The following is a 21,199-nucleotide window of genomic DNA, read 5'->3' as shown; positions in this document are numbered from 1 at the left end:
AGGAAGGTCTTTTTTGCGTCCTCCAATTAGTCAGCTAATGCAAGGCAGGCCGAGTTGCGGAATGGCTCTATGCATTATGTTAGCCATCACCGAGTACATTATCCAATTTCGAGGGGGAGAGCGTCATGCCGATTAAAATTCCGGATCATTTGCCGGCCAAAGAAATATTGACCCAGGAGAATATTTTCGTCATGGACGAAACGAGAGCCTATCATCAGGACATTCGTCCGCTGCGAATCATCATTCTCAACTTGATGCCGACGAAAGAAACGACGGAAACCCAATTGCTCCGATTGGTGGGCAATACGCCATTGCAAGTCGAGGTGACGCTTCTTCATCCAGCGAGCCATACATCCAAAAATACATCTGCTCAGCATTTATCTTCCTTCTACAAAACGTTTGAAGATATCGAGGGAGAGCAGTTTGACGGCATGATTATTACGGGAGCGCCTGTCGAACAGATGAAGTTCGAAGAGGTAAACTATTGGGAAGAGCTGTGCCGCATCATGGATTGGTCCAAGGAAAACGTTACTTCTACGTTCCATATTTGCTGGGCATCCCAAGCGGGTCTCTACCATCACTATGGCATCCCGAAATATGGGCTTGATCAGAAAATATTCGGTGTCTATGAGCACGTGCTGACCAAGGAAAATGTGAATCTGACACGAGGTTTTGATGAGATGTTCCTTGTCCCGCAATCCCGCCATACAGAGGTGCGGAAAGAGGATGTCGAGAAGGCTTCCGAGTTAGAAATATTAGCGGAATCGGAAGAAGCAGGTGTGTATTTGGTTGCGACACATGATGGAAAGCAAATTTTTGTGACCGGCCATTCCGAATATGATCCCTGTACCCTGAAATGGGAGTATGACCGCGATATCGCCAAAGGGATGGAGATGGACATTCCGAAAAACTATTTTCCGAACAACGATCCGTCCCGCAAGCCGTACTCCACTTGGCGTGCACATGCTAGCCTTCTTTTCTCCAATTGGCTGAACTACTACGTATACCAAGAAACACCTTACGAATTGGGCAAAGCCGTACCGCGCAAGGAAGGAGCTCATGAATTATGATCGAACGTAATGAAGAGAACTACCGCATCGAAAGTCAGCTAGCTCAAATTGGATCGGTTCATGAACCGAAGACTGGAGCTATTAATTTCCCTATTTATCAAGCGACCGCATTTAGGCATCCGAGACTTGGCCAAAGCACAGGGTTTGATTATATTCGAACGAAGAGCCCTACGCGGAGCGTGCTTGAGGAAGCGGCTGCAGGATTGGAGCAAGGGGATGCAGGATTTGCTTGCAGCTCGGGGATGGCTGCCTTGCAGACATTGTTTGCGATGTTCGGTCAAGGTGATCATCTGATCGTCTCCTTGGATTTGTATGGCGGAACATATCGTCTGCTGGAGCGGATTATGTCTCGCTTTGGCGTTACGGCTTCCTATGTAGATACGAATGACTTCGATGCGCTTGAGTCTGTTCGTACACCGCGGACCAAGGCTGTTTTCATAGAGACGCCTACCAACCCGCTGATGATGATTACAGATATTGAGAAGGTAGCGTCATGGGCAAAAGTGCATGGTATTCTTACTATCGTTGATAATACACTGCTAACACCATTTTTCCAGCGCCCGATTGAGCTCGGTGCAGATATTGTTGTTCATAGCGCAACGAAGTATTTAGGAGGGCACAATGATGTTCTCGCTGGTCTCATCGTGACAAAAGGCAAGCAGTTATCGGAGGAAATCGCCTTCCTGCACAATTCGATTGGCGCTGTGCTGAGCCCGTCAGACTCCTATCAATTGATGCGCGGCATGAAGACACTCGCTTTGCGCATGGAACGGCATCAATATAATGCGATTAGGATTGCAAATTGGCTTTTGGAACACCCTGCTATAGATACTGTATATTATCCTGCGCTTGAACAGCATCCAGGATACGAAATACAGCGGCGTCAATCAACAGGAAATACAGGGATTTTCTCCTTCCGTTTGAAGAATGCTGCCTATGTAGAACCGATTTTGCGCCACCTGAAGTTAATCGCCTTCGCGGAAAGCTTGGGTGGAGTAGAGTCGCTCATGACGTATCCGGCGGTACAGACTCATGCGGACATTCCGCAGGAAATTCGGGATCAGATTGGCGTTGATGATCGACTGCTCCGATTCTCGGTTGGAATTGAGCATGTTGAGGATCTGATTGCCGATTTGGAGCAAGCGATTCAAGCGGCTAGAGTAGAAGTGGAGGATAAGGGACATGAGTGAACACAATTCGATTCAATCATCGGATGACCATGCTGGCAAGCAATCGCGACGTTTTGCGACGAAGTTGATCCATTTTGGCGGCGAAATCGACGCTGGAACGGGAGCTTCAAGTGTGCCGATCTATCAAGCAACGACGTTCCATCATGAGGATATCTACAACCCTCCTCAATTTGACTACTCCCGTTCAGGAAATCCGACACGTGAGGCATTGGAGCAATATATCACTCTGCTGGAAGGTGGGACAAATGGCTTCGCCTTCGCATCAGGAATGGCGGCTATCTCTTCAACGTTTCTTTTACTGTCAGCAGGCGAACATGTCATCGTAACGGAAGACGTATATGGCGGGACTTATCGACTGTTGACTGCAATTTTAAATCGTTTGAACATTGAATCTACCTTCGTGGATATGACCGATATGGAGCAGGTGAAGGCAGCACTTCGTCCGAATACGAAAGCTGTCTATTTAGAGACGCCGTCCAATCCTACGCTTAAAATTACGGATATTGCAGAGATTACAGCGTGGGCGAAGGAGCATGGACTGCTTACGATGCTTGATAATACCTTTATGACTCCATATCACCAGCGCCCGATCGAGCTGGGGGTTGATCTGGTTCTACATAGTGCCACCAAGTTCTTGGGCGGGCACAGCGATGTGCTCGCAGGTCTGGCCGTTACAGCGAATGAGAGCTTGGGTCGCCGTGTGAAGCAACTGCAAAATGGACTGGGCACCGTGCTTGGCGTACAGGACAGCTGGCTGCTGATGCGTGGAATGAAGACATTGGAAGCGCGCATGAATCATAGTGAGCAAAGTGCCCGTCGTCTTGCTCAGTGGCTAAGCGAACGATCGGATATTGCTGCCGTTTATTACCCAGGCTTGGCGAATCACCCTCGCCGTGAAGTGCATGAGAAGCAGTCTCAAGGATACGGAGCAGTGGTGTCGTTCGATGTTGGTTCAGATGAGCGGGCGATGAAAGTGTTGAATAAAGTGTCAATCCCGCTTGTTGCAGTTAGTCTTGGTGCAGTTGAAAGCATCCTGTCTTACCCTGCAATGATGTCTCACGCAGCTATGCCGCGTGACGTCCGCCTGCAGCGCGGGATTACGGACGGGTTGCTTCGCTTCTCTATAGGCCTTGAACATGTCGAGGATCTGATTGCCGATCTGGAGCAGGCGTTGTTATCATGATCCAATCTACCAGCACCCTTCTCTTGGGAGGGTGCTGTTTTTTATGGGCAAGTTATGTTACGATTATTTAGTGAAGCTGCTTCTTTGGACCGATACAATGGACAGCATTGATGCTGAAGCGGCGTATGCAATAATCCGTACAATTCAACCCTGCCATGCGCAGGGCTACTTCGCTTTATATACGAGCATTAAGGCATTTTGAGAGGGGAAGTGACTGTGACGATGTCACCGATAGACCGCATTTTGGACAAAGCGCTTCGTGGCGAACGAATCAATACAGACGAATGCGTGACCTTGTTCGAATCTGATCAGATCGAGAAAATGGGGGCAGCAGCCGACCAAATCATGAAGAAATGGCATCCGGATCCGATTGCTACATTTGTAATTGGGCGTAATGTCAACTATACGAACATCTGTGATACGTATTGCAGATTTTGCGCCTTTTATCGTGCCCCTGGCTCGAAAGAAGGATATGTGCTCCCAGATGAGGTTATATTTCAAAAAATTCAGGAAACGATAGATGTAGAAGGTACGGAAATTTTGATGCAAGGCGGCACAAATCCAGAGCTTCCGTTCAGCTACTATACGAATCTGCTTCGAGAAATTAAGAAGCGGTTCCCGAATATTACGATGCATTCCTTCTCTCCTGCAGAAATTATGAAGATGAAGGAAGTGTCAGGCGGATTGTCTTTGGAAGAAGTGATCCGTCAAATCCATGAAGCAGGTCTCGATTCGCTGCCAGGCGGCGGCGCTGAAATATTGGATGACCGCACTCGCCGGAAGATCAGCCGCCTGAAAGGCTCTTGGCGTGATTGGATGGATGTAATGCAAACGGCTCATAAGGTCGGCATGAACACAACAGGCACAATGGTTATTGGCTTCGGAGAGTTGCTTGAAGAGCGTGCGCTTCACTTGGAGCGTATTCGCACGGCCCAAGATGAATGCATGCAGAACGGCTATCCTTCCAAGGGTTTCCTTGCGTTCATTCCGTGGACATTCCAACCGGATAATACGAATATGAAGGCAGAGCGTGTATCGCCTGAGGAATATTTGAAGACCCTTGCAATCAGCCGCCTGTTCTTGGATAATATTCCGAATTTCCAAGCATCGTGGGTAACGATGGGGCCGGAAATTGGCAAGAAGACACTCAGCTTCGGCTGCAATGACTTCGGCAGCACGATGATTGAGGAGAATGTCGTATCAGCTGCCGGTGCAACGCATAAGGTCAATATTGGAAGCACACTGCAGCTTATTCGCGAGGCGGGGAAGATTCCTGCGCAGCGTGATACGAAATACAATATTTTGCGCGTGTTTGATGATGAGCATGCAACGGTAACCAAAGATTTTGTCATGCAAAATTAGGCGTCAACTATAAAATAGAACGGAGCACCTGTTAGGCCTTCCACTTGGAAGGCAGCAGGTGCTTTTTTATTTTTGATCGTGTTTTCATAAGGATTGCGATCGTCCTCTGTTTTCCAGATTCGTCTTCGTATATCTCCATTCATGACCCCATATACTTAAGAAGGAACAGAAAGGAGTGGGCTCATGGAGTTATTCACGATCTCGTTGCCGCTGCGATCCGAATATGACGCAGTAACGTTGACCGACTTGCTGCAGCAGGAGCTGAGCGATTTACATAAACAGCCGAATGGCGTGGAATTCCAACAATGGTCTGAAGGGCAGACGGCTTGGATTACTTGCCGGGGCATCTTGCCTGGTTTTCAACTTTCTACACAAGGACAAGATGTATGGAATAAGGCTGCTAAGGCGGTAGCGGAATTTATTTTGTCTCATAAAGAGAGGCTGCTTCTTGCTTCATTAATTGAAAAGGATTCGAAATACAATGAGGTGGAACGTCGAAAAATTGAGGAGTACTGCCAGCAGTTGCTCAATGGCGGGGATGAATCGGGGTCAAGTGAGTCCAGGCGGAGACGCAAGGGCAAGTTAACTCGGGCATTGCGTCGTTATTTGGAGGATCATACAGATCTTAACGTTGAAGGGTTCATTCAGTTCCGCTTGCGTCATTATTTGTCTGAGCTGCGTGAAGTGGTCGATTATGCCATTGATGAATATGTGCTTGAGCGGCAGTATCAAGAGTTCATTGGACTATTGAAATACTTCGTATTCATTCAGGAGACGAAAATCCCGCTCGCCCACTTGATGCACAAGGGCGGACATGAGTTTACACTCCTAGACGAAGATCTTCAGCCGCTTGAGCCCAAGCATGTGATGAATGGCATGGTCGTGGAAATGATCGATTATGATATGGAGATGGAGGATATGATTGTGAGCACGCTCATCAATGTATCCCCACAAAACATTATCATTCACACGAGGGAGCCGGATTCGCAGGTCATTAAAACGATTCAGCAAATATTCGAGTCAAGGGTGCATGTATGTGTACTGTGCAATTCCTGTCATGCTGCGCTAGGCGGGGACGGTTGGCATTCGCGAGACTCTTGTACATAAGATGTGCAGGAGGGACAGTCCAAGCTTATCTCTGCGGCATTCTCGTCTGAAGGCAATCGGAATAACTTGACCACCTTGCGAAGATCGCATATAATATGCGGTATTGAGTAATCAATAGCATACACTATGCGATGACAAAGACATGAATAACGGACGGAACCGTTCAGAGAGAGGGATCAAGGCTGCAAGTCCCTTCGGCATACGCTGTTTATTTACCACTTTCGAGCTTTGGATGGGAATACGAGGCTACTCGGTAGTATCATCCAACGAATCATTCCCGTTACCGAATGCTCAAGGACTGCTGTGGTGCAAGAAAGAGTGAGGATGTATCGCAGAGGCGATATTTCAGCATACGATAATGCATTCGTAATTGGTTGGTCAGCAGTTGAATGAGGGTGGAACCACGGGTTAATTAACGTCAACAATAACACTCGTCCCTTTCCAGGGCGGGTGTTTTTTATTTTTATAAGGCTTATATTTACTGGGAGGAATCGCAAATGTCTAACGTAAAAGTAACATTTCCAGACGGTGCTGTTCGTGAATACGAACAAGGCACTACAATCGAAGATGTAGCGGGTTCGATTAGCAGCGGCTTGAAAAAGGCTGCACTCGCAGGAAAACTGAATGGCAAGGTTGTTGACCTGTACACGCCAATTCAGGAAGATGCCAAGATAGAAATTGTAACTGCTGATTCAGAAGAGGGGCTTGAAGTGCTTCGTCACAGTACGGCGCACTTAACAGCACAAGCGATCAAGCGCCTATATAAGGACGCGAATGTGAAGCTCGGTATCGGGCCAGTTATTGAGGATGGATACTACTACGATATCGACCTTGATATCTCGTTGACTCCAGAAGATCTGCCGAAGATCGAGAAGGAAATGCAGCGTATCGTGAATGAGAACTTGCCAATTCAACGCCGTGAAGTATCTCGTGAAGAGGCGCTTCGCATCTACACAGAGATTGGCGATGAATTGAAGCTTGAACTTATTCGTGATTTGCCGGAAGATTCCGTGATCACAATTTATGACCAAGGTGAATTTTTCGATTTGTGCCGCGGACCTCACGTACCATCCACAGGCAAGCTGAAGGTATTCAAGCTTCTGAATTTGGCGGGTGCTTACTGGCGCGGCAACTCGGACAACAAGATGCTGCAGCGCATTTATGGTACAGCCTTCGCGAAGAAGTCACAGCTTGATGAATACTTGCACTTCCTGGAAGAAGCGAAAAAGCGCGATCACCGCAAATTGGGTAAAGAGCTGAAAATCTTCTCCTTCTCGCAAAAAGTTGGACAAGGCTTGCCGCTCTGGCTGCCGAATGGTGCAACGCTGCGTCGTACAATGGAGCGTTATATCGTGGATATAGAAGAGCGCTTGGGATACAGCCACGTATATACACCGGTGCTTGCAAACGTGGAATTGTACAAAACATCCGGTCATTGGGAGCATTACCAGGAGGATATGTTCCCGACAATGGTAATGGATAACGAAGAGCTTGTTCTTCGTCCAATGAACTGTCCGCACCATATGATGGTATACAAGTCTGACATGCGCAGTTATCGCGAATTGCCAATTCGTATTGCAGAACTGGGCACGATGCATCGCTATGAAATGTCAGGGGCGCTGACTGGTTTGCACCGTGTTCGTGCCATGACATTGAACGATGCGCATATCTTCTGCCGTCCGGATCAAATCAAGGAAGAATTCGCGCGAGTTATTAATTTGATCCGTCGCGTATATGATGATTTCGGAATTAAGGATTACCGCTTCCGCTTGTCTTATCGCGATCCGCAGGACACAGAGAAGTACTTCCCAGACGACCATATGTGGGAAATGTCTCAACGCATGCTACGTGAGGTTGTTGAAGAATTGGGTCTTCCATTCTACGAGGCTGAAGGTGAAGCAGCATTCTACGGACCGAAGCTAGACGTACAAATTAAAACAGCGCTTGGCAAGGAAGAGACATTGTCTACTGCACAGTTGGACTTCTTGCTTCCTGAACGCTTCGAGCTGGAATATGTCGGCGATGACGGTCAAAAGCACCGTCCTGTCGTTATCCACCGCGGCATCATCAGTACGATGGAGCGCATGACTGCATTCTTGCTGGAGAACTTCGCAGGAGCGTTGCCGCTTTGGCTCTCTCCAGTTCAAGCGAAGGTCATTCCGGTATCGCCAAACTACGAAGAGTACGCCAAGGAAGTAACGGAATCCCTGCGTGATGCAGGTATCCGCGCTGAAGCAGATGTGCGCAATGAGAAGCTTGGCTACAAGATTCGTGAGGCACAGTTAGAGAAAATCCCTTACATGCTCGTCGTAGGGGAGAATGAGAAGAACAACGGCGCAGTATCCGTTCGTAAGCGCGGAGAAGGCGACCTTGGCATGAAGCCGGTAGCAGAAGTAGTTGCATTGCTGCAGGAAGAGATTCGTACTCGCTCTATTGCACAAGCTGCTCCACAAGAAGATTCGCAAAAATAAGGGGCTTGTTAGAGGCATCCTTCATATAGAGAGGGCACTCGTCATAGACGGGTGCCTTCTTTTTTCTGCAAGACTATCTATCTTATCATTAACCAACATGACAATAATGTAAGGCAATGATAAGGAAAATCGAACGATTCAATGGTCAACGTGCACTATAATTGAATGTATCATCATGTGATGAAACAAAAGGGAGAAAGAAGTGATTGGACGAATGAAGCTTACAGGGAGACAATTGCTACATACAACGGTAGCATGTGCGATGGCATTTACACTGCTTGCTGCTCCGTTGACATCTGGTGGTACAGTCTATGCGCAGGTGGCTGCGGAAGATCAAGGCAAGACGCTTTCCACGGCAGGAACACGATCTCAACAAAGCGAGATTCCACATATTCAATATGATATACAAGCGAAGCTGAATACGGACGATATGACGATTACAGGCAAGCAGACAGTGAAATATCGCAATATGTCCAAGGACAAGTTGAATGATGTTGTATTCCGGCTGTTCGCGGATGCCAACCGCTCGAAGGATACACAATCAGGCATGTTCGTTAGTAAAAACAAGGAAATTGCAAAAGAATACCCAGATAAGAAGCCTGAGGATTTCCTTGGCGGCATTGACATCATCAGCGTAAAGGACGCTTCGTCCGGGACAACTCTCGCTACCAAAAATGAAAAGCAGGCACTGACCGTTCAATTGACTAAGGCATTAGGCAAGAATGAGGAAGTAACATTGGAGCTTGAATACAAGACAAAGATCCCATTCGGCTCGCAGCGGCTCTCGTATTATAAAGACATCATTAATGGGGCACATTGGTTCCCGGTAATGTCTGTGTATGATGAAGCATCGCACAAATGGAACAAGACGCCATACAGCACGACATTTGAAACGGATTACTATGAGGTGGCCGACTATCAAGTTGCGTTGAATGTTCCGGAAAAGCTGCAAGTAGCCATGCCCGGACAGATGTCGGAGAAGCCTGCTGAGGCTGGCCGCAAAATTGTAACCACGAAGTCGGACAAGACACGCGAGCTCGTGTTCTTCTCCAGTGAGAAATTCCATAAAGCAAGCAAAACAAAAAACGGCTTAACCATTGAATATGTATATTACAATGATAACAATGACCCAGCAAAGACTGCGGTAATCAATAAGTATATTGACGAGGCGTTTAAAGTTATCGCGTTTTTTGGGGATAAATTCGGCAAATATGAGTATCCGGATTTTCGGATCGTAGAATCCCATGTAGAAGGGGTTGCGGTTGAGTTTGCACGCCTTATCCAAATGGGGCGGGTAAGTCCAAATGCTGTTCCTGAAAAGGATTCTGTCTTTGTTCATGAGATTGCGCATCAATGGTTCCATTCCATTATCGGCAACGATTCTGAAACCGAGTCGTTCTTGGATGAAGGGTTTGCTGATTTTTCCAAGGTGTATTACTATGATGCCCAGGGCGACAAGATGAATGGATTTGATAGTGCCCGCATTGTGACGTTCTCATTGGATCGGGCAATTAATTCCCCGAATGGCAAGGCTGGAGATTCCCCAGATGCGCTGTACTATAAAAAAGGTCGCCTTGCGATTTATGAATTGTACCGTACGGTTGGGCAAGAAAAGTTCGATGCCTTTATGAAGGAATATTTTAATCGCTATGCGTATCGCAACGCAACAGTAGCGGGTTTGCTTCAAACGATCGAGGATCAGCTTGGCAAGGCTGTGCGTGACCGAATGGATGATAATCTCAATAAGCCAAATTTTGAACTTAAGCCGGAATTCCAGATGACAGAAGCTGAAATGGCGGAGTATATGCGGTTGTCGATTTTAGAAATGTATGATGGAATTGATCGATCCTATCCTAGTTTGCCGAAAGAGACAATGTACAAAGTGCTTAGCAAGGCGATGCATGGAGAACCGCTGGCGATCATATACAGCAGTCCTGTAAGCGCAGAAGCGAAAAAGCAGCAAGAGCAATTTTTCGAGAATATTTCCAATGTGTTGAACATGGGCGGCGTTAAACCTGTGTTCTTGAGCGAGAAGCAGGCTGTGAAAAAACAGTTGGAGACTTCTCTGGCCAAGAGCAATGTCATTGTAATTGGTAATCCGAAGTCCAATTCATTTATTCAAGCATTAAAGCCGGCTATAATTGCGAAGGCTGAACAAGCGGGCTTCCCTTGGAAAGAAGTCATGAACAAACAAGGACTGCTGGGTGGATACGGAATTAAGCATCCGTACAATAAGGATCGTCTTGTGGTGCATTATTTCTGGACAGATGATCATATGAAGCAGGAGTCGGCAGAACAGTTGCTGACGGGAATTGGTTTTCAGAGCTTGTCGGTTACAAGCAATTTTCAGCAGCATATTGTGAAAAAGGTTGATGGTTCTATTTATAAAGAAAAGCATGTTGAAAATCCGATTGCCAAGTTTTTTGAACAAGCCGAGTAAACTAAGAAATAGTGCTACATTAGATTAAACAATCCAAGCCAAATGAAGCGAGAATGTAAGACTTAGACTGCAGAATATATTCTGCAGTCTTTTTTATTTATCACCATTTTTATGAATACTATATGTGAGATTATATTACATCAGATTTGTATAACTTGACGCAATTCATGGATTTTATAACAGAACCCATTGATTTGCACAATTTACCTTTATATAATTCCTCTAATAATAAGTTTTAATGTTATATAAAATAACATTAATGAATGAGGAGTGTGGAGGAAATGTGGGAGTACAGAGACAAGAACCTCAATCGGAGTGCTGGCAGGCGTCTCCGTATGGGGGCAGGTTTACTTGGTATTGGATTTGCATGTTTTAACCTCATTCCGGGAGCTGTCAACGCTGCCGGAGAGGCTTCTGTGCAATCATTAGAATCTGGATTGAACGCGTTGTGGATCATGCTGTCGGCAATTTTGGTGCTGCTTATGCAAGCTGGATTCATCCTGCTGGAAGCGGGATCCGCGCGTATGAAAAATGCGGGTCATATTGCCGCAAAGACGGTTGTTACGGTTGGGCTTGGCTCCCTTATATTTTGGGCAGTCGGCTATGGTTTGATTTTTGGCATCAATGGCAATGCGTTTATAGGTTGGGGTGATTTCTTTTTTGCTCCAGCAGCCTCTGCAGGTTTGCCGCCTTCCGTATTTTTTACCTTCCAATTAGCCTTTGCTGCTGTATCACTCTCTATCGTGTGGGGCGGATTTGCTGAGCGTGCGCGATTGTCCGCCTACATTTGGTTTACGATTCTGTTCACAGCATTTATTTACCCAGTTATTGCTCACTGGATATGGGGAGGCGGCTGGCTTGCGATGCACGGCAAGCAGGATTTTGCCGGTTCTACGGTAGTTCATCTGACGGGGGCTATGGCAGCGATGGCAGCGACATTGCTGCTGAAGCCGCGCATGAACAAATACCATCCAGACGGTTCATCTAGGAAAATTAAAGGACACAACCAAGTATATATAACGCTCGGTGTGCTTTTATTGTGGGTGGGATGGTTTGGTTTCAATGCAGGTAGTACGTTGTCGGTTGGAGATGGCTTTTTCGGATATGTTGCCATGAACACACAGCTTGGAGCTTCGGCAGGAGCTGTAGCGGCGCTTGCGATCAGTTGGCTGCGCAGCGGCAGAGCAGATGTGCCTACCATATTGAATGGAATGCTGGCTGGCTTGGTTGCGATCACAGCTTCGTGTGCATTCGTGGAGCCTTGGGCGGCAATCGTAATTGGTTTGGTGGCTGGTATTCTAGTGTATTACAGTGCGCTCTGGTTCGAGCGGCTTCGAATTGATGACCCAGTCTCAGCCTTGTCGGTACATGGGGTGGCAGGGATATGGGGGACACTATCTAATGGGATATTCGCCACTTCGGCATTGGCGGAGAAGGTTGGTGTAGGCCAAGGAGGTTGGCTGGATACTGGCAGTCTGCATCAGCTATGGGTGCAAGCCTATGGAATTCTGGCTGCGGGCGGATTCGCATTTGTCAGTTCTTATGTTCTGCTGTATGCAGGGAAACGGTTGGTCGGCTTGCGCGTTCAAGCGGAGCAAGAATGTATCGGCTTGGATATAAGTGAGCATGGCGAGTATGGCTATCCTGAGCATTTTGAACGTGCTGATTCAGACATGCCAGAACCATTCAGAACTGAATTAGATGAGGAAAACGTGAAGCGAGTGTCCTACTTGCCCCGGACTTTCCATTTAAGATAGATCCATACAGATTGACAGTTATGATTTTGGAAGAATCATGCTTATCGCAAACAGCCTTACACGGTCTTTTTTGCGATGAGCATGACTGCGTACAATCTCGCGAGCCGATACCCGCAGTGTTCCGGAGCTTAAATGAAAGGAATCTCTTGATCCAAGGGGACTAAACACGAATGGAATCTGTTGAAAGTTGATTGGGAAAGTTTACATGCATCTTTCCCTGAAGGGGAGGCTGGCCTTATAACAGATGTTGCCCGCAAAAAAACAGCGACCTGGCTTAATTGAAAAACCGGTCGCTAATCCTGCTATGATCTTCGTTCATTCTATCTCTATTTCGTTGCTTTTTCGCTTTTGGAAGTGATATTGCGCAAATGCAGATAAACCGTATGCTTTGTGATTTTCAGCGCGTTTGCCACGATGGTGACCGCATCCCTCAGGTTGAATACGCCCCGTTCATGCAGCAGGCCGATAATATGCTTGTTCCGGTTCGCATAAGAGATGTCTGGAGAAGCATCGACCTCTTCAATCGTTCGTTCAATCGTTTCTTGAATCATATCCTCCACGGAGGAAGCAAAATGCTCGGACTGCCCCTTTGAATCCATTTCTGGTTGCGGCAGGAAGGTTTGCAGCACATCGGCAAAAGATTCGTCAATATTCATGTTGATGCAAAGCAGGCCGATAATCTTGTCGCTATCACCCCGAATCGCGATTGTGCTGGACTTCATCAGGCGATTATTCTTGCTTCTCGTAAAATAGCTGAGCGATTGCTTCCCATTGGTTTGTTCAATTTCTTGCAGCATTTGCAAAGCTATATTGGTGATAGGCGCTCCCAGTTCTCTGCCTGTATGATGCCCGTTGGCGATTTTAACAACCGAATGCTGATAATCTTCTAAGCTATGAAGAACAATTTCCGAAGCAGGCCCCAAATATTTGGCCAACCCCTCTACTACTGCATCGTAGGATTGTAAAATTAAATGATCTTGCACTGTAAATTTTGTATTCATTGCATCAAGTCCTTCCTTAGACAACCCGAATTTGACCAGAAGATCTCTTTGTCATTCGAGAAATATTATATTGCTTGATACAAAATAATAATGGCGCTCTGGACAATCTCGTAATCAAAAATAGTTGATCATATAAACTAAAGTTGATTGAATCAACATACAGTAATGATGAATTACTATTATCATAACGCTAACTCCAGCCTCAATCAATCCCCGTTTCTTTTTTACTACCAAAACCATCCACCGATATTAGTTGTACTGAAGTCCCTATATTAATAGGAAGACACGCTCATTTAAAGGGATTAAAGCGTTTCCCTTTTTGTTTTGCTCCTTTATCCCTTGAATCATTATCCATGGCAAATTGCTTAGTTATGGTAAATTGCGTCAATTTCCGAAAATACGTATAAAAGAATTGTGTAATTGAAAAAAAGTTGATACAATCAAGTTGTAGTTGATAAACTCAATTATTTTTGAGTTAATTAATCATTAATTAAAAATTTTATTTAATCAATCATGTAGCAGTAAAAATGCGCCTTAAATGTTTTGTAAGCGGTTACCACTAATATGTACCCATGAAGGAGGAGCTTCACGTATGGACATCGTAATCGGTACAGCCCTACTATTGCTCGTATTGTCCCTTTTCTCCCTTTTCAGCTTTAAAGCGCCTAACGGCATGAAGGCAATGGGGGCCTTGGCAAGTGCGGCAGTTGCCAGTTTTTTGGTAGAAGCATTTCAAAGTTATGTAGGTGGCGATTTGTTTGGCTTCAGTCTTGCCAAAGAGGTTGGGCTCGCTTCCGGCAGTATGGGCGGTGTGGTCGCAGCCGCATTGGTAGCGCTCGCAATGGGCGTTTCCCCCGTCTATGCTCTGCTGCTGGGGGCAGCGTGTGCGGGAACAGGATTGCTGCCAGGCTTCATTGCCGGTTATCTCGTATCGTTCCTTGTCAAACTAATCGAGAAGAAAGTTCCGGACGGACTAGATCTCATCGTATGCATCATCGTTGCCGCACCGCTTGTTAGATTTGTAGCAAACATAGCAACGCCAGTAGTCAATGCAACACTGCTTAATATTGGCGGCATCATTACAACGGCAGCAAATGATAACCCAATCGTTATGGGTATCGTGCTCGGTGGAGTTATAACCGTCGTCGCAACCGCACCGCTCAGCTCGATGGCGCTGACTGCCATGCTGGGACTTACGGGCTTGCCGATGGCCATCGGAGCTTTGTCCGTCATGGGATCATCCTTCATGAACTTCGTCTTTTTCCATCGTATGAAGTTTGGTGACCGGAGAGACACGATTGCGGTAGCGATTGAACCATTAACGCAAGCAGACATCATATCAGCCAATCCGATTCCGGTATATGTAACCAACTTCTTGGGAGGAGCGATGGCTGGGGTCGTCGTAGCTTTGTTCAATCTGACGAATAATGCGACAGGTACTGCAACCCCAATTGCGGGACTCATGGTGATGTACGGCTTCAACGATCCGCTGACGGTAACGATTGCGGCAGCCCTTTGCGCACTATGCGGCATCACGGCAGGTTACATCGGCTCGCTGATCTTCAAAAAATGTAAGATCCGCACGGTCGCTGAGATTCGCGGAACCGCGCTTTCTCCTAAGCCTGCAGCCGCAGCCGGCACTGAAGTGGCGTAAACCAGAAGATATAACAAAAATAGTCTCAGTCATCCATCAATTCCTTTGTAAGGGGGGAATTATTATGCCGTTCACATCTGTATTTGATATTATTGGCCCTATCATGATCGGCCCATCCAGCTCGCATACGGCAGGAGCCAACCGAATTGGACGCGCAGCCCGCAATCTGTTCGGACGACTGCCAGAATCCGTCACGGTTACCTTATACGGTTCATTTGCGAAAACGTACAAAGGCCATGGGACCGATATGGCAATCGTAAGCGGAATCTTGGACTTTGATACGTCAGACGAACGAATTCCGAATGCCCTCAGCATCGCAGAAGAGCAGGGCGTCCGCATTACTTTCGTGACATCGGAGGAGGAGAGCGAGCATCCGAATACGGCACGCCTCACGTTGCGGGACAAGCGCGGCGCGATCGAGGTCGTCGGCGTGTCAATCGGCGGAGGAAGCATGGAAATCCGCGAAGTCGTACAATTGGATCCGAATCCAGCCGGCAGAGCTCCAGCCATGCTCGTCCTGCATGAGGACAAGCAGGGTGCCGTTGCAAATGTAACCTCGCTGCTTGCACAGCATCATATAAATATCGGATATATGGAAGTGTCCCGTTCAGGTAAAGGCGAGAGCGCCTTGATGGCCATCGAGCTTGACCAAGCGGTTGATGTGACAGTGATCAATCGCATGTATGCGCTCCCCCATATAAAAGAAATATGGCAAGTGCAAACCTACCAGCGCACGGGCGCGGAAGGAGGGCAATCATGTTCCATAGCGTAGCAGAGCTTGTCCGGTTGGCCGAAGAGAGGCAGTGTAAAATATCCCGCGTGATGCTGGAGAGAGAAGTATCGCTTCGGCAGCAGACGGAAGAAGAAATCATGAAGGCGATGGATGCCAATCTGACCGTGATGGAGCAGGCCATCGAGAAAGGATTAAAAGGAGTCCGGTCTCTCTCCGGCTTGACCGGAGGGGATGCACTCCTCCTTCAACAATATATAGCCAGTGGCAATGCATTAGCTGGATCCCTCGTACTTGATGCAGTTAGCAAGGCTGTTGCTACCAACGAAGTAAATGCGGCCATGGGCATCATCTGCGCCAATCCGACCGCAGGTTCGGCAGGCGTCGTTCCAGGGGTTTTGTTCGCCGTCAAGGAGAAGCTGAACCCTACGCGGGAGCAAATGCTTGAATTTCTATTTACAGCAGGCGCCTTTGGATTCGTAATCGCGAATAACGCCTGCATCGCGGGCGCGGCTGGCGGCTGCCAAGCAGAGGTTGGATCCGCAACGGGAATGGCTGCTGCGGCTGTCGTAGAAATGGCAGGCGGAACGCCAAAGCAATCGGCAGAAGCGATGGCGATTGCACTCAAGAATATGTTGGGATTAGTATGTGACCCGGTAGCAGGCCTTGTAGAAGTCCCTTGCGTGAAGCGGAACGGAGTCGGTGCCTCATCGGCGGTCGTAGCCGCGGATATGGCTTTAGCCGGCATCAAGAGCAGAATACCGGCCGATGAGGTGATTATGGCCATGTATGAAGTTGGACGTTCCATGCCAAGCGCCTACCGTGAAACTGCTGGAGGCGGTCTGGCCAACACGCCGACCGGCCGCAAGCTGGAAAAGCGTGTGTTGAGCCAATAGCGCAAACGCCAAAATCCCCTGAACGCATGCTTGGTTTATATGCCATGGGATGAAGTTCAGCGTTACTTTCATGTATGGCAATGGCAGGCAATCGCCTGCCTTATTTTTTGTCTTCGCATTTTTCCCCTATCTTTGCATATCGCTTAAGATTCCTCCTCCTTCATTCAGAATTTGTTCAGTGCCATTGATTAGGATAGGAAGGAAGTCGTACGTGTGGATAGATTCCTAAACGGACGGCTCAAATTTATTTACAGAAAGGAGAAGAGATCGATTTGAGGAGGACACTAAGAAGGGCGCAGGCGTCCATATGGGCGCTGTTGCTCATCTTGAACACAGTGCTCCTGCCTGTCACGGCGCATGCGAACGCAACAGGTAACGACTCACGAGGAATTCAATTGCGATTAAGCAGCAGTATGGACACAGTGCTCACAGGAGCGACATTTACCTACACAATTGAGTACAGCCTATCCAGTACGACAGAGGACTATTCCAATGCGGAAATTGTGCTTCCCTTGCCTAAAGGCATCGTGTTCGAGGAAGTGCAGGGTTCTGAACATGTTGTAAGTAAGCATGAGAATATGGACGGCATGGATAAAGTGACGTTTACATTCAAGAATCCTACTTCATCTGGCGCGACGGGAAAACTGCAGGTAAAGGCTTATTTCCCTAATCACACAACGCCTAACGGGACTGCTGGAACGACAACTGCGACATTTAACCAACGTTCCGGAAGCTTACAGGTCGAATCGAACCCTGTAACCGTTACAGGGAAGGCATCCGCGGACTGGGCACTTACTAAGGAGCGAATCGTACCCGTTGAAGGCGTGAAGCCGCAGCCAGGAAATGAAGTCGTCTATGAAATTATGCTGAAGGACAACAAGAATCCGGCAGACAAAGACGGCAATCTCAACATTGACCATGTAGTGATTACCGACGTTCTGCCGCCTGAAGCCGAATTCTCTAAGGCAGCCCCCGCGCCTGATTCCATACAGGGCCAGACCTTAACATGGAAAATTGATGCGAAGGAGCTCAATAAGGAGAAAATAACGGAGCGTTCCAAAAGTATACTCGTGACGGTTTTGTATCCTAAAGATAAGGTGATTGATCCGAGCACTGGCGATACGAAAACGGTGGTGAATACGGCCAAAGCAACCTATCAACCTTTGGGAGATACGGCCAAGCAGCTGACAGCGAAGACTGAACACGACTTTATTAAGCAACCTGGCGGAGGAATATGGATTTACAAGCAAATATGGAGCGGCCAGGAGAAGGAATTATCGGAAGGCCAGGAAGTCAGCTTTTTTATTGGCGGAGTAGGGAATGCTGCCAATGTCTCTCTGAATCAGGCCGTCATGACAGATATGACGCCGAAGGGCATGAAATTGCAATATATCCGCATTCCGGCCTTCGATGGTGCAGATAAAGATGAGTACGAGATTCAGTACACGTCGAAACGCACACCTGAGGAAAGAGATTGGAAGACTTGGAAGGGACTAAGTTTCAAGACAAAACACGAGCTGTTGGCAGCAGAACTTAACGCTGACATTCAAGGCATCCGCCTTGTTTTGGGCGACGTCCCTGTTGCGTTCCGTCCGCAAGACGTTTTAGAACTTCGTTATCAATTAACGTCTTATGATAGCGTCAAACATGATGATTATAAGTATGGCGATTTTCCCCGCCTGACAGAAAAGTATCCAAAAGACGACTTTACCTATCTGGATAAAAATAACGGACTTCCTACAAACGAAGAAGCCAAGCAGCACCCGAAGCAGTGGAAACAAACGATTAACTATGCAAGCATGGAATACAGCTTCAACGGCGAGAAGACCGAGTATTTAACGGGGGTTAAGGTATTAGCGGTAGATAAGCGTCCGCTGCTGGAAGTGGATAAAACGGTTGTACGTGGAAAAAGTACTTCTCCAGGAGGTACGGTTACCTATAAGATTGTTGCAACCAATGCCAGCCCAATAGATGTTCCGTTTCACGATCCGGTTGTTACCGACCTGCTGCCGAAAGAATTGGAATATGTGCCGGATAGTTTAAAGCTGGAGCCAATTAACGGCAAGCAGGTGCCTGCTCCTGCGTTCTCAGAAGCGAAGGAGGATCAGCAAGGGCGCACGCCGATTACATGGGCATGGGGCATGAACGGCAACAATTCCTTGACGCTGCAGAAGGGCGAAGCGCTCACCTTTACCTTCGAAGCGAGAGTGAAGCCGGATACCCCGACAGGCGAAGTTTACAATGAAGTCGAGGTCACTTCAGAACGGCACAACTATATTAACGGGCTGACCAACTTTAAGAACCAGCGATACAAGCAAGATGACGGCAAGTGGTATGTATATAACGGAGATAAAATTGATGTGAACGGCATCGATAGCTTGGTCTCGGAAAAATGGGTTCTAGGGGATTTAGATAACGGGCAATGGTCAAAATATCCAAATATCGGAAATGCTGCGCCGGGTGGAGAAATTAAGTATAAAATCTCCATAACGAACCGGGGATCTATTGGTGTCAAAAACCTTTTGATCGTAGATGCGCTTCCGCATATCGGTGATCACGGAGTCATCGATAAAACGCCGCGAGGCAGTAAGTGGACCCCGATTCTGAAGGAGCCGATATTGCCTTCGAACGGTGTAACGGTATATTACAGCATCGATGAAGCGGTATCGATGTCAGGCGGCAACTGGGATAAGGAGCCCCCGCAAGATATTTCGAAGGTACGAGCCTTAAAGTTCGAATTCGCCAGTGATGTTATACTGGCTCCCGGACAATCCAAGGAATTGACATGGACAATGCGTGCGCCAGTTGACGCGCCTGCAGGCGGCGATCAGATTGCATGGAATTCCTTCGGATATACCGCGACTTCAGTCATTAGCGACATAGCTATGCTCCCGGCTGAACCGCTCAAGGTCGGTATTAAGATTAAGGGCGATCCAAAGGGAGAGATTGGGGACTACGTCTGGTACGATGAAAATGGAAACGGGATTCAAGATGAAGGTCAGGATCATGGCGTTAACGGCGTTCGCGTCGACTTGCATCGCGAGAGTGACGGCAAGGTGATACAAAGCACTGTAACCGGCAATAATCACGAAGGGCAACCTGGATACTATCTGTTTACTGGATTGGATGCGGGCAAATACTACGTTACGTTCTACTTGCCGGAAGGCTATGATGCATTTACGGTGAAGGATGCGATAACGAATCCAGGGCGGAACTCCAAGGCTAACGTGGAAGGCAGAACGGACGTCATTACGCTAGGACAAGGCGGTAAAAATCATGACATTGACGCAGGTCTGATTAAGAAGGATATCCCGTCTATTCCGGGCAAGGGAGCCATCGGCAAATATGTATGGATCGACACGAATGGCAATGGAATTCAGGACGAGAATGGAACTGGTTTGAATGGAGTTGTGGTCGAATTATATAACTACAACAATGCAAAGCTGGCTACGACGGTCACTCATTCCGTGTATTACAGCTCGGTGACAAATTCGGTCTATGATCCGACTGTCACGGGATCGGTCTATGATCCTGGTGTGACCGATTACGTGTATCAGCCTGGCTATTACTTATTTAATGATCTGGATGTAAGCACTTATAAGGTTCGATTCATTGCGCCAGAGGGGTATTCGTTCACAAAACGACATCAGGGAGACAATCGCGTGCTCGATTCTGATGCGGATTCAAATGGTTGGTCAGACAACATCGTACTTACGGCGGAACGTCCACGGGATCTTACGATTGATGCGGGGCTTATTGTAAGAACGGTCAATCCAAATCCAGATCCGGAACCAGGAACGGGCGGGTCAACTAATCCCGGCGGATCTACCAATCCCGGGTCGCCTATAGAGCCAGGTAAACCGGGTATTCAGGAACCGACGACGATTCCGGGCACAATCGTGGAACCTAGACCTGGGAATCCAGATGGCGAGACGAATCCTAACCCAGGCGAAGCGACAGAGCCGGATGACGATACAAAGCCGGATAAGGGTCAAGGTACTGATGAAAAGCCGGATGAAGGAACGAATGAGGAGGAAGCGGACGGTACTGAATTGGGCGGGAAGCACGACGTTGATCAGCAGCCGAATCGTCCGGGCGTCTTGCCTCAGACTGGAGAGCAAGCGCCAATTGAACCGATCATCGGTATGTTCTTGTGCATCGCCGCTGTCATCATGTGGGGATTGCGAAAAAAAGCGGCAGCAGATCGCTAACGAATCGGCCGTCGGGGAGTAAAGCTCCTCGACGGCTTTTGTTATGCATAGATGGACGAACTCGATTACAAATTTCCAAAATAGCGAGAAAAAGATTGCTTTATATTCTAATTTGAATATAATGAAC

Annotated in this window: 14 protein-coding genes; 13 read left to right on the top strand and 1 reads right to left on the bottom strand. The window is 47.6% G+C overall.

What is annotated here, in order from left to right; translation table 11 throughout:
* The first annotated feature begins 125 nt into the window (after positions 1 to 125).
* The 9 genes from metA to NO352_RS16295 all read left to right on the top strand — a co-directional run bounded on the left by metA (position 126) and on the right by NO352_RS16295 (position 12,580).
* Entirely contained in the window at positions 126 to 1,070 is a 945-nt protein-coding gene (gene metA / locus NO352_RS16335; protein WP_268599000.1) for a homoserine O-acetyltransferase MetA, read from the top strand.
* Positions 1,067 to 2,260, top strand: a complete 1,194-nt coding sequence (locus NO352_RS16330) for an aminotransferase class I/II-fold pyridoxal phosphate-dependent enzyme (RefSeq protein WP_268598999.1) — start codon at positions 1,067 to 1,069, stop codon at positions 2,258 to 2,260. Before metA ends, NO352_RS16330 begins: the two co-directional genes overlap by 4 nt.
* Positions 2,253 to 3,443: a trans-sulfuration enzyme family protein gene (locus NO352_RS16325; protein WP_289356155.1), complete on the top strand. Its 1,191-nt coding sequence runs from the start codon at positions 2,253 to 2,255 to the stop codon at positions 3,441 to 3,443. The genes NO352_RS16330 and NO352_RS16325 overlap by 8 nt, the downstream gene beginning before the upstream one ends.
* A 43-nt stretch (positions 3,444 to 3,486) precedes the next feature.
* Positions 3,487 to 3,645: a hypothetical protein gene (locus NO352_RS16320; protein ID WP_005548481.1), complete on the top strand. Its 159-nt coding sequence runs from the start codon at positions 3,487 to 3,489 to the stop codon at positions 3,643 to 3,645.
* 20 nt (positions 3,646 to 3,665) lie between these two features.
* On the top strand, positions 3,666 to 4,805 hold the full coding sequence (gene mqnC, locus NO352_RS16315; RefSeq protein ID WP_040736184.1) for a cyclic dehypoxanthinyl futalosine synthase: 1,140 nt from the start codon (positions 3,666 to 3,668) through the stop codon (positions 4,803 to 4,805).
* 183 nt (positions 4,806 to 4,988) lie between these two features.
* Positions 4,989 to 5,912, top strand: coding sequence for a putative sporulation protein YtxC (gene ytxC / locus NO352_RS16310; RefSeq protein WP_005548477.1), 924 nt, complete (start codon positions 4,989 to 4,991; stop codon positions 5,910 to 5,912).
* Positions 5,913 to 6,409: 497 nt separating this feature from the next.
* A complete protein-coding gene (thrS, locus tag NO352_RS16305) occupies positions 6,410 to 8,383 on the top strand; it encodes a threonine--tRNA ligase (RefSeq protein ID WP_005548475.1) in 1,974 nt (657 codons plus the stop codon).
* Between the two features lie 202 nt (positions 8,384 to 8,585).
* On the top strand, positions 8,586 to 10,823 hold the full coding sequence (locus NO352_RS16300) for a M1 family metallopeptidase (RefSeq protein ID WP_353961264.1): 2,238 nt from the start codon (positions 8,586 to 8,588) through the stop codon (positions 10,821 to 10,823).
* Between the two features lie 281 nt (positions 10,824 to 11,104).
* Positions 11,105 to 12,580 (top strand): ammonium transporter, encoded by a 1,476-nt coding sequence (locus tag NO352_RS16295; protein ID WP_289356154.1) that lies wholly within the window; start codon positions 11,105 to 11,107, stop codon positions 12,578 to 12,580.
* A gap of 326 nt (positions 12,581 to 12,906) precedes the next feature.
* Here NO352_RS16295 and NO352_RS16290 read toward each other — a convergent pair whose 3' ends face one another.
* Entirely contained in the window at positions 12,907 to 13,581 is a 675-nt protein-coding gene (locus tag NO352_RS16290) for a helix-turn-helix transcriptional regulator (RefSeq protein WP_268598995.1), read from the bottom strand.
* Between the two features lie 592 nt (positions 13,582 to 14,173).
* Here NO352_RS16290 and NO352_RS16285 point away from each other — a divergent pair.
* The 4 genes from NO352_RS16285 (at position 14,174) to NO352_RS16270 (ending at position 21,072) form a co-directional block, all read left to right on the top strand.
* Positions 14,174 to 15,235 (top strand): PTS sugar transporter subunit IIC, encoded by a 1,062-nt coding sequence (locus NO352_RS16285; RefSeq protein ID WP_005548470.1) that lies wholly within the window; start codon positions 14,174 to 14,176, stop codon positions 15,233 to 15,235.
* 64 nt (positions 15,236 to 15,299) lie between these two features.
* A complete protein-coding gene (sdaAB, locus tag NO352_RS16280; RefSeq protein ID WP_289356153.1) occupies positions 15,300 to 16,007 on the top strand; it encodes an L-serine ammonia-lyase, iron-sulfur-dependent subunit beta in 708 nt (235 codons plus the stop codon).
* Positions 15,992 to 16,861 (top strand): L-serine ammonia-lyase, iron-sulfur-dependent, subunit alpha, encoded by an 870-nt coding sequence (gene sdaAA / locus NO352_RS16275; RefSeq protein ID WP_005548466.1) that lies wholly within the window; start codon positions 15,992 to 15,994, stop codon positions 16,859 to 16,861. Before sdaAB ends, sdaAA begins: the two co-directional genes overlap by 16 nt.
* Positions 16,862 to 17,133: 272 nt before the next feature.
* Entirely contained in the window at positions 17,134 to 21,072 is a 3,939-nt protein-coding gene (locus NO352_RS16270; protein ID WP_289356151.1) for an SdrD B-like domain-containing protein, read from the top strand.
* Positions 21,073 to 21,199 lie beyond the last annotated feature (127 nt).

Source organism: Paenibacillus sp. S-12, from assembly GCF_030363895.1.
In the GTDB taxonomy this organism is placed as follows: Bacteria; Bacillota; Bacilli; order Paenibacillales; family Paenibacillaceae; genus Paenibacillus_B; species Paenibacillus_B alvei.
The sequence above is the reverse complement of the archived record's forward strand: the minus strand, read 5'-3'. Positions and strand labels throughout refer to the sequence as shown.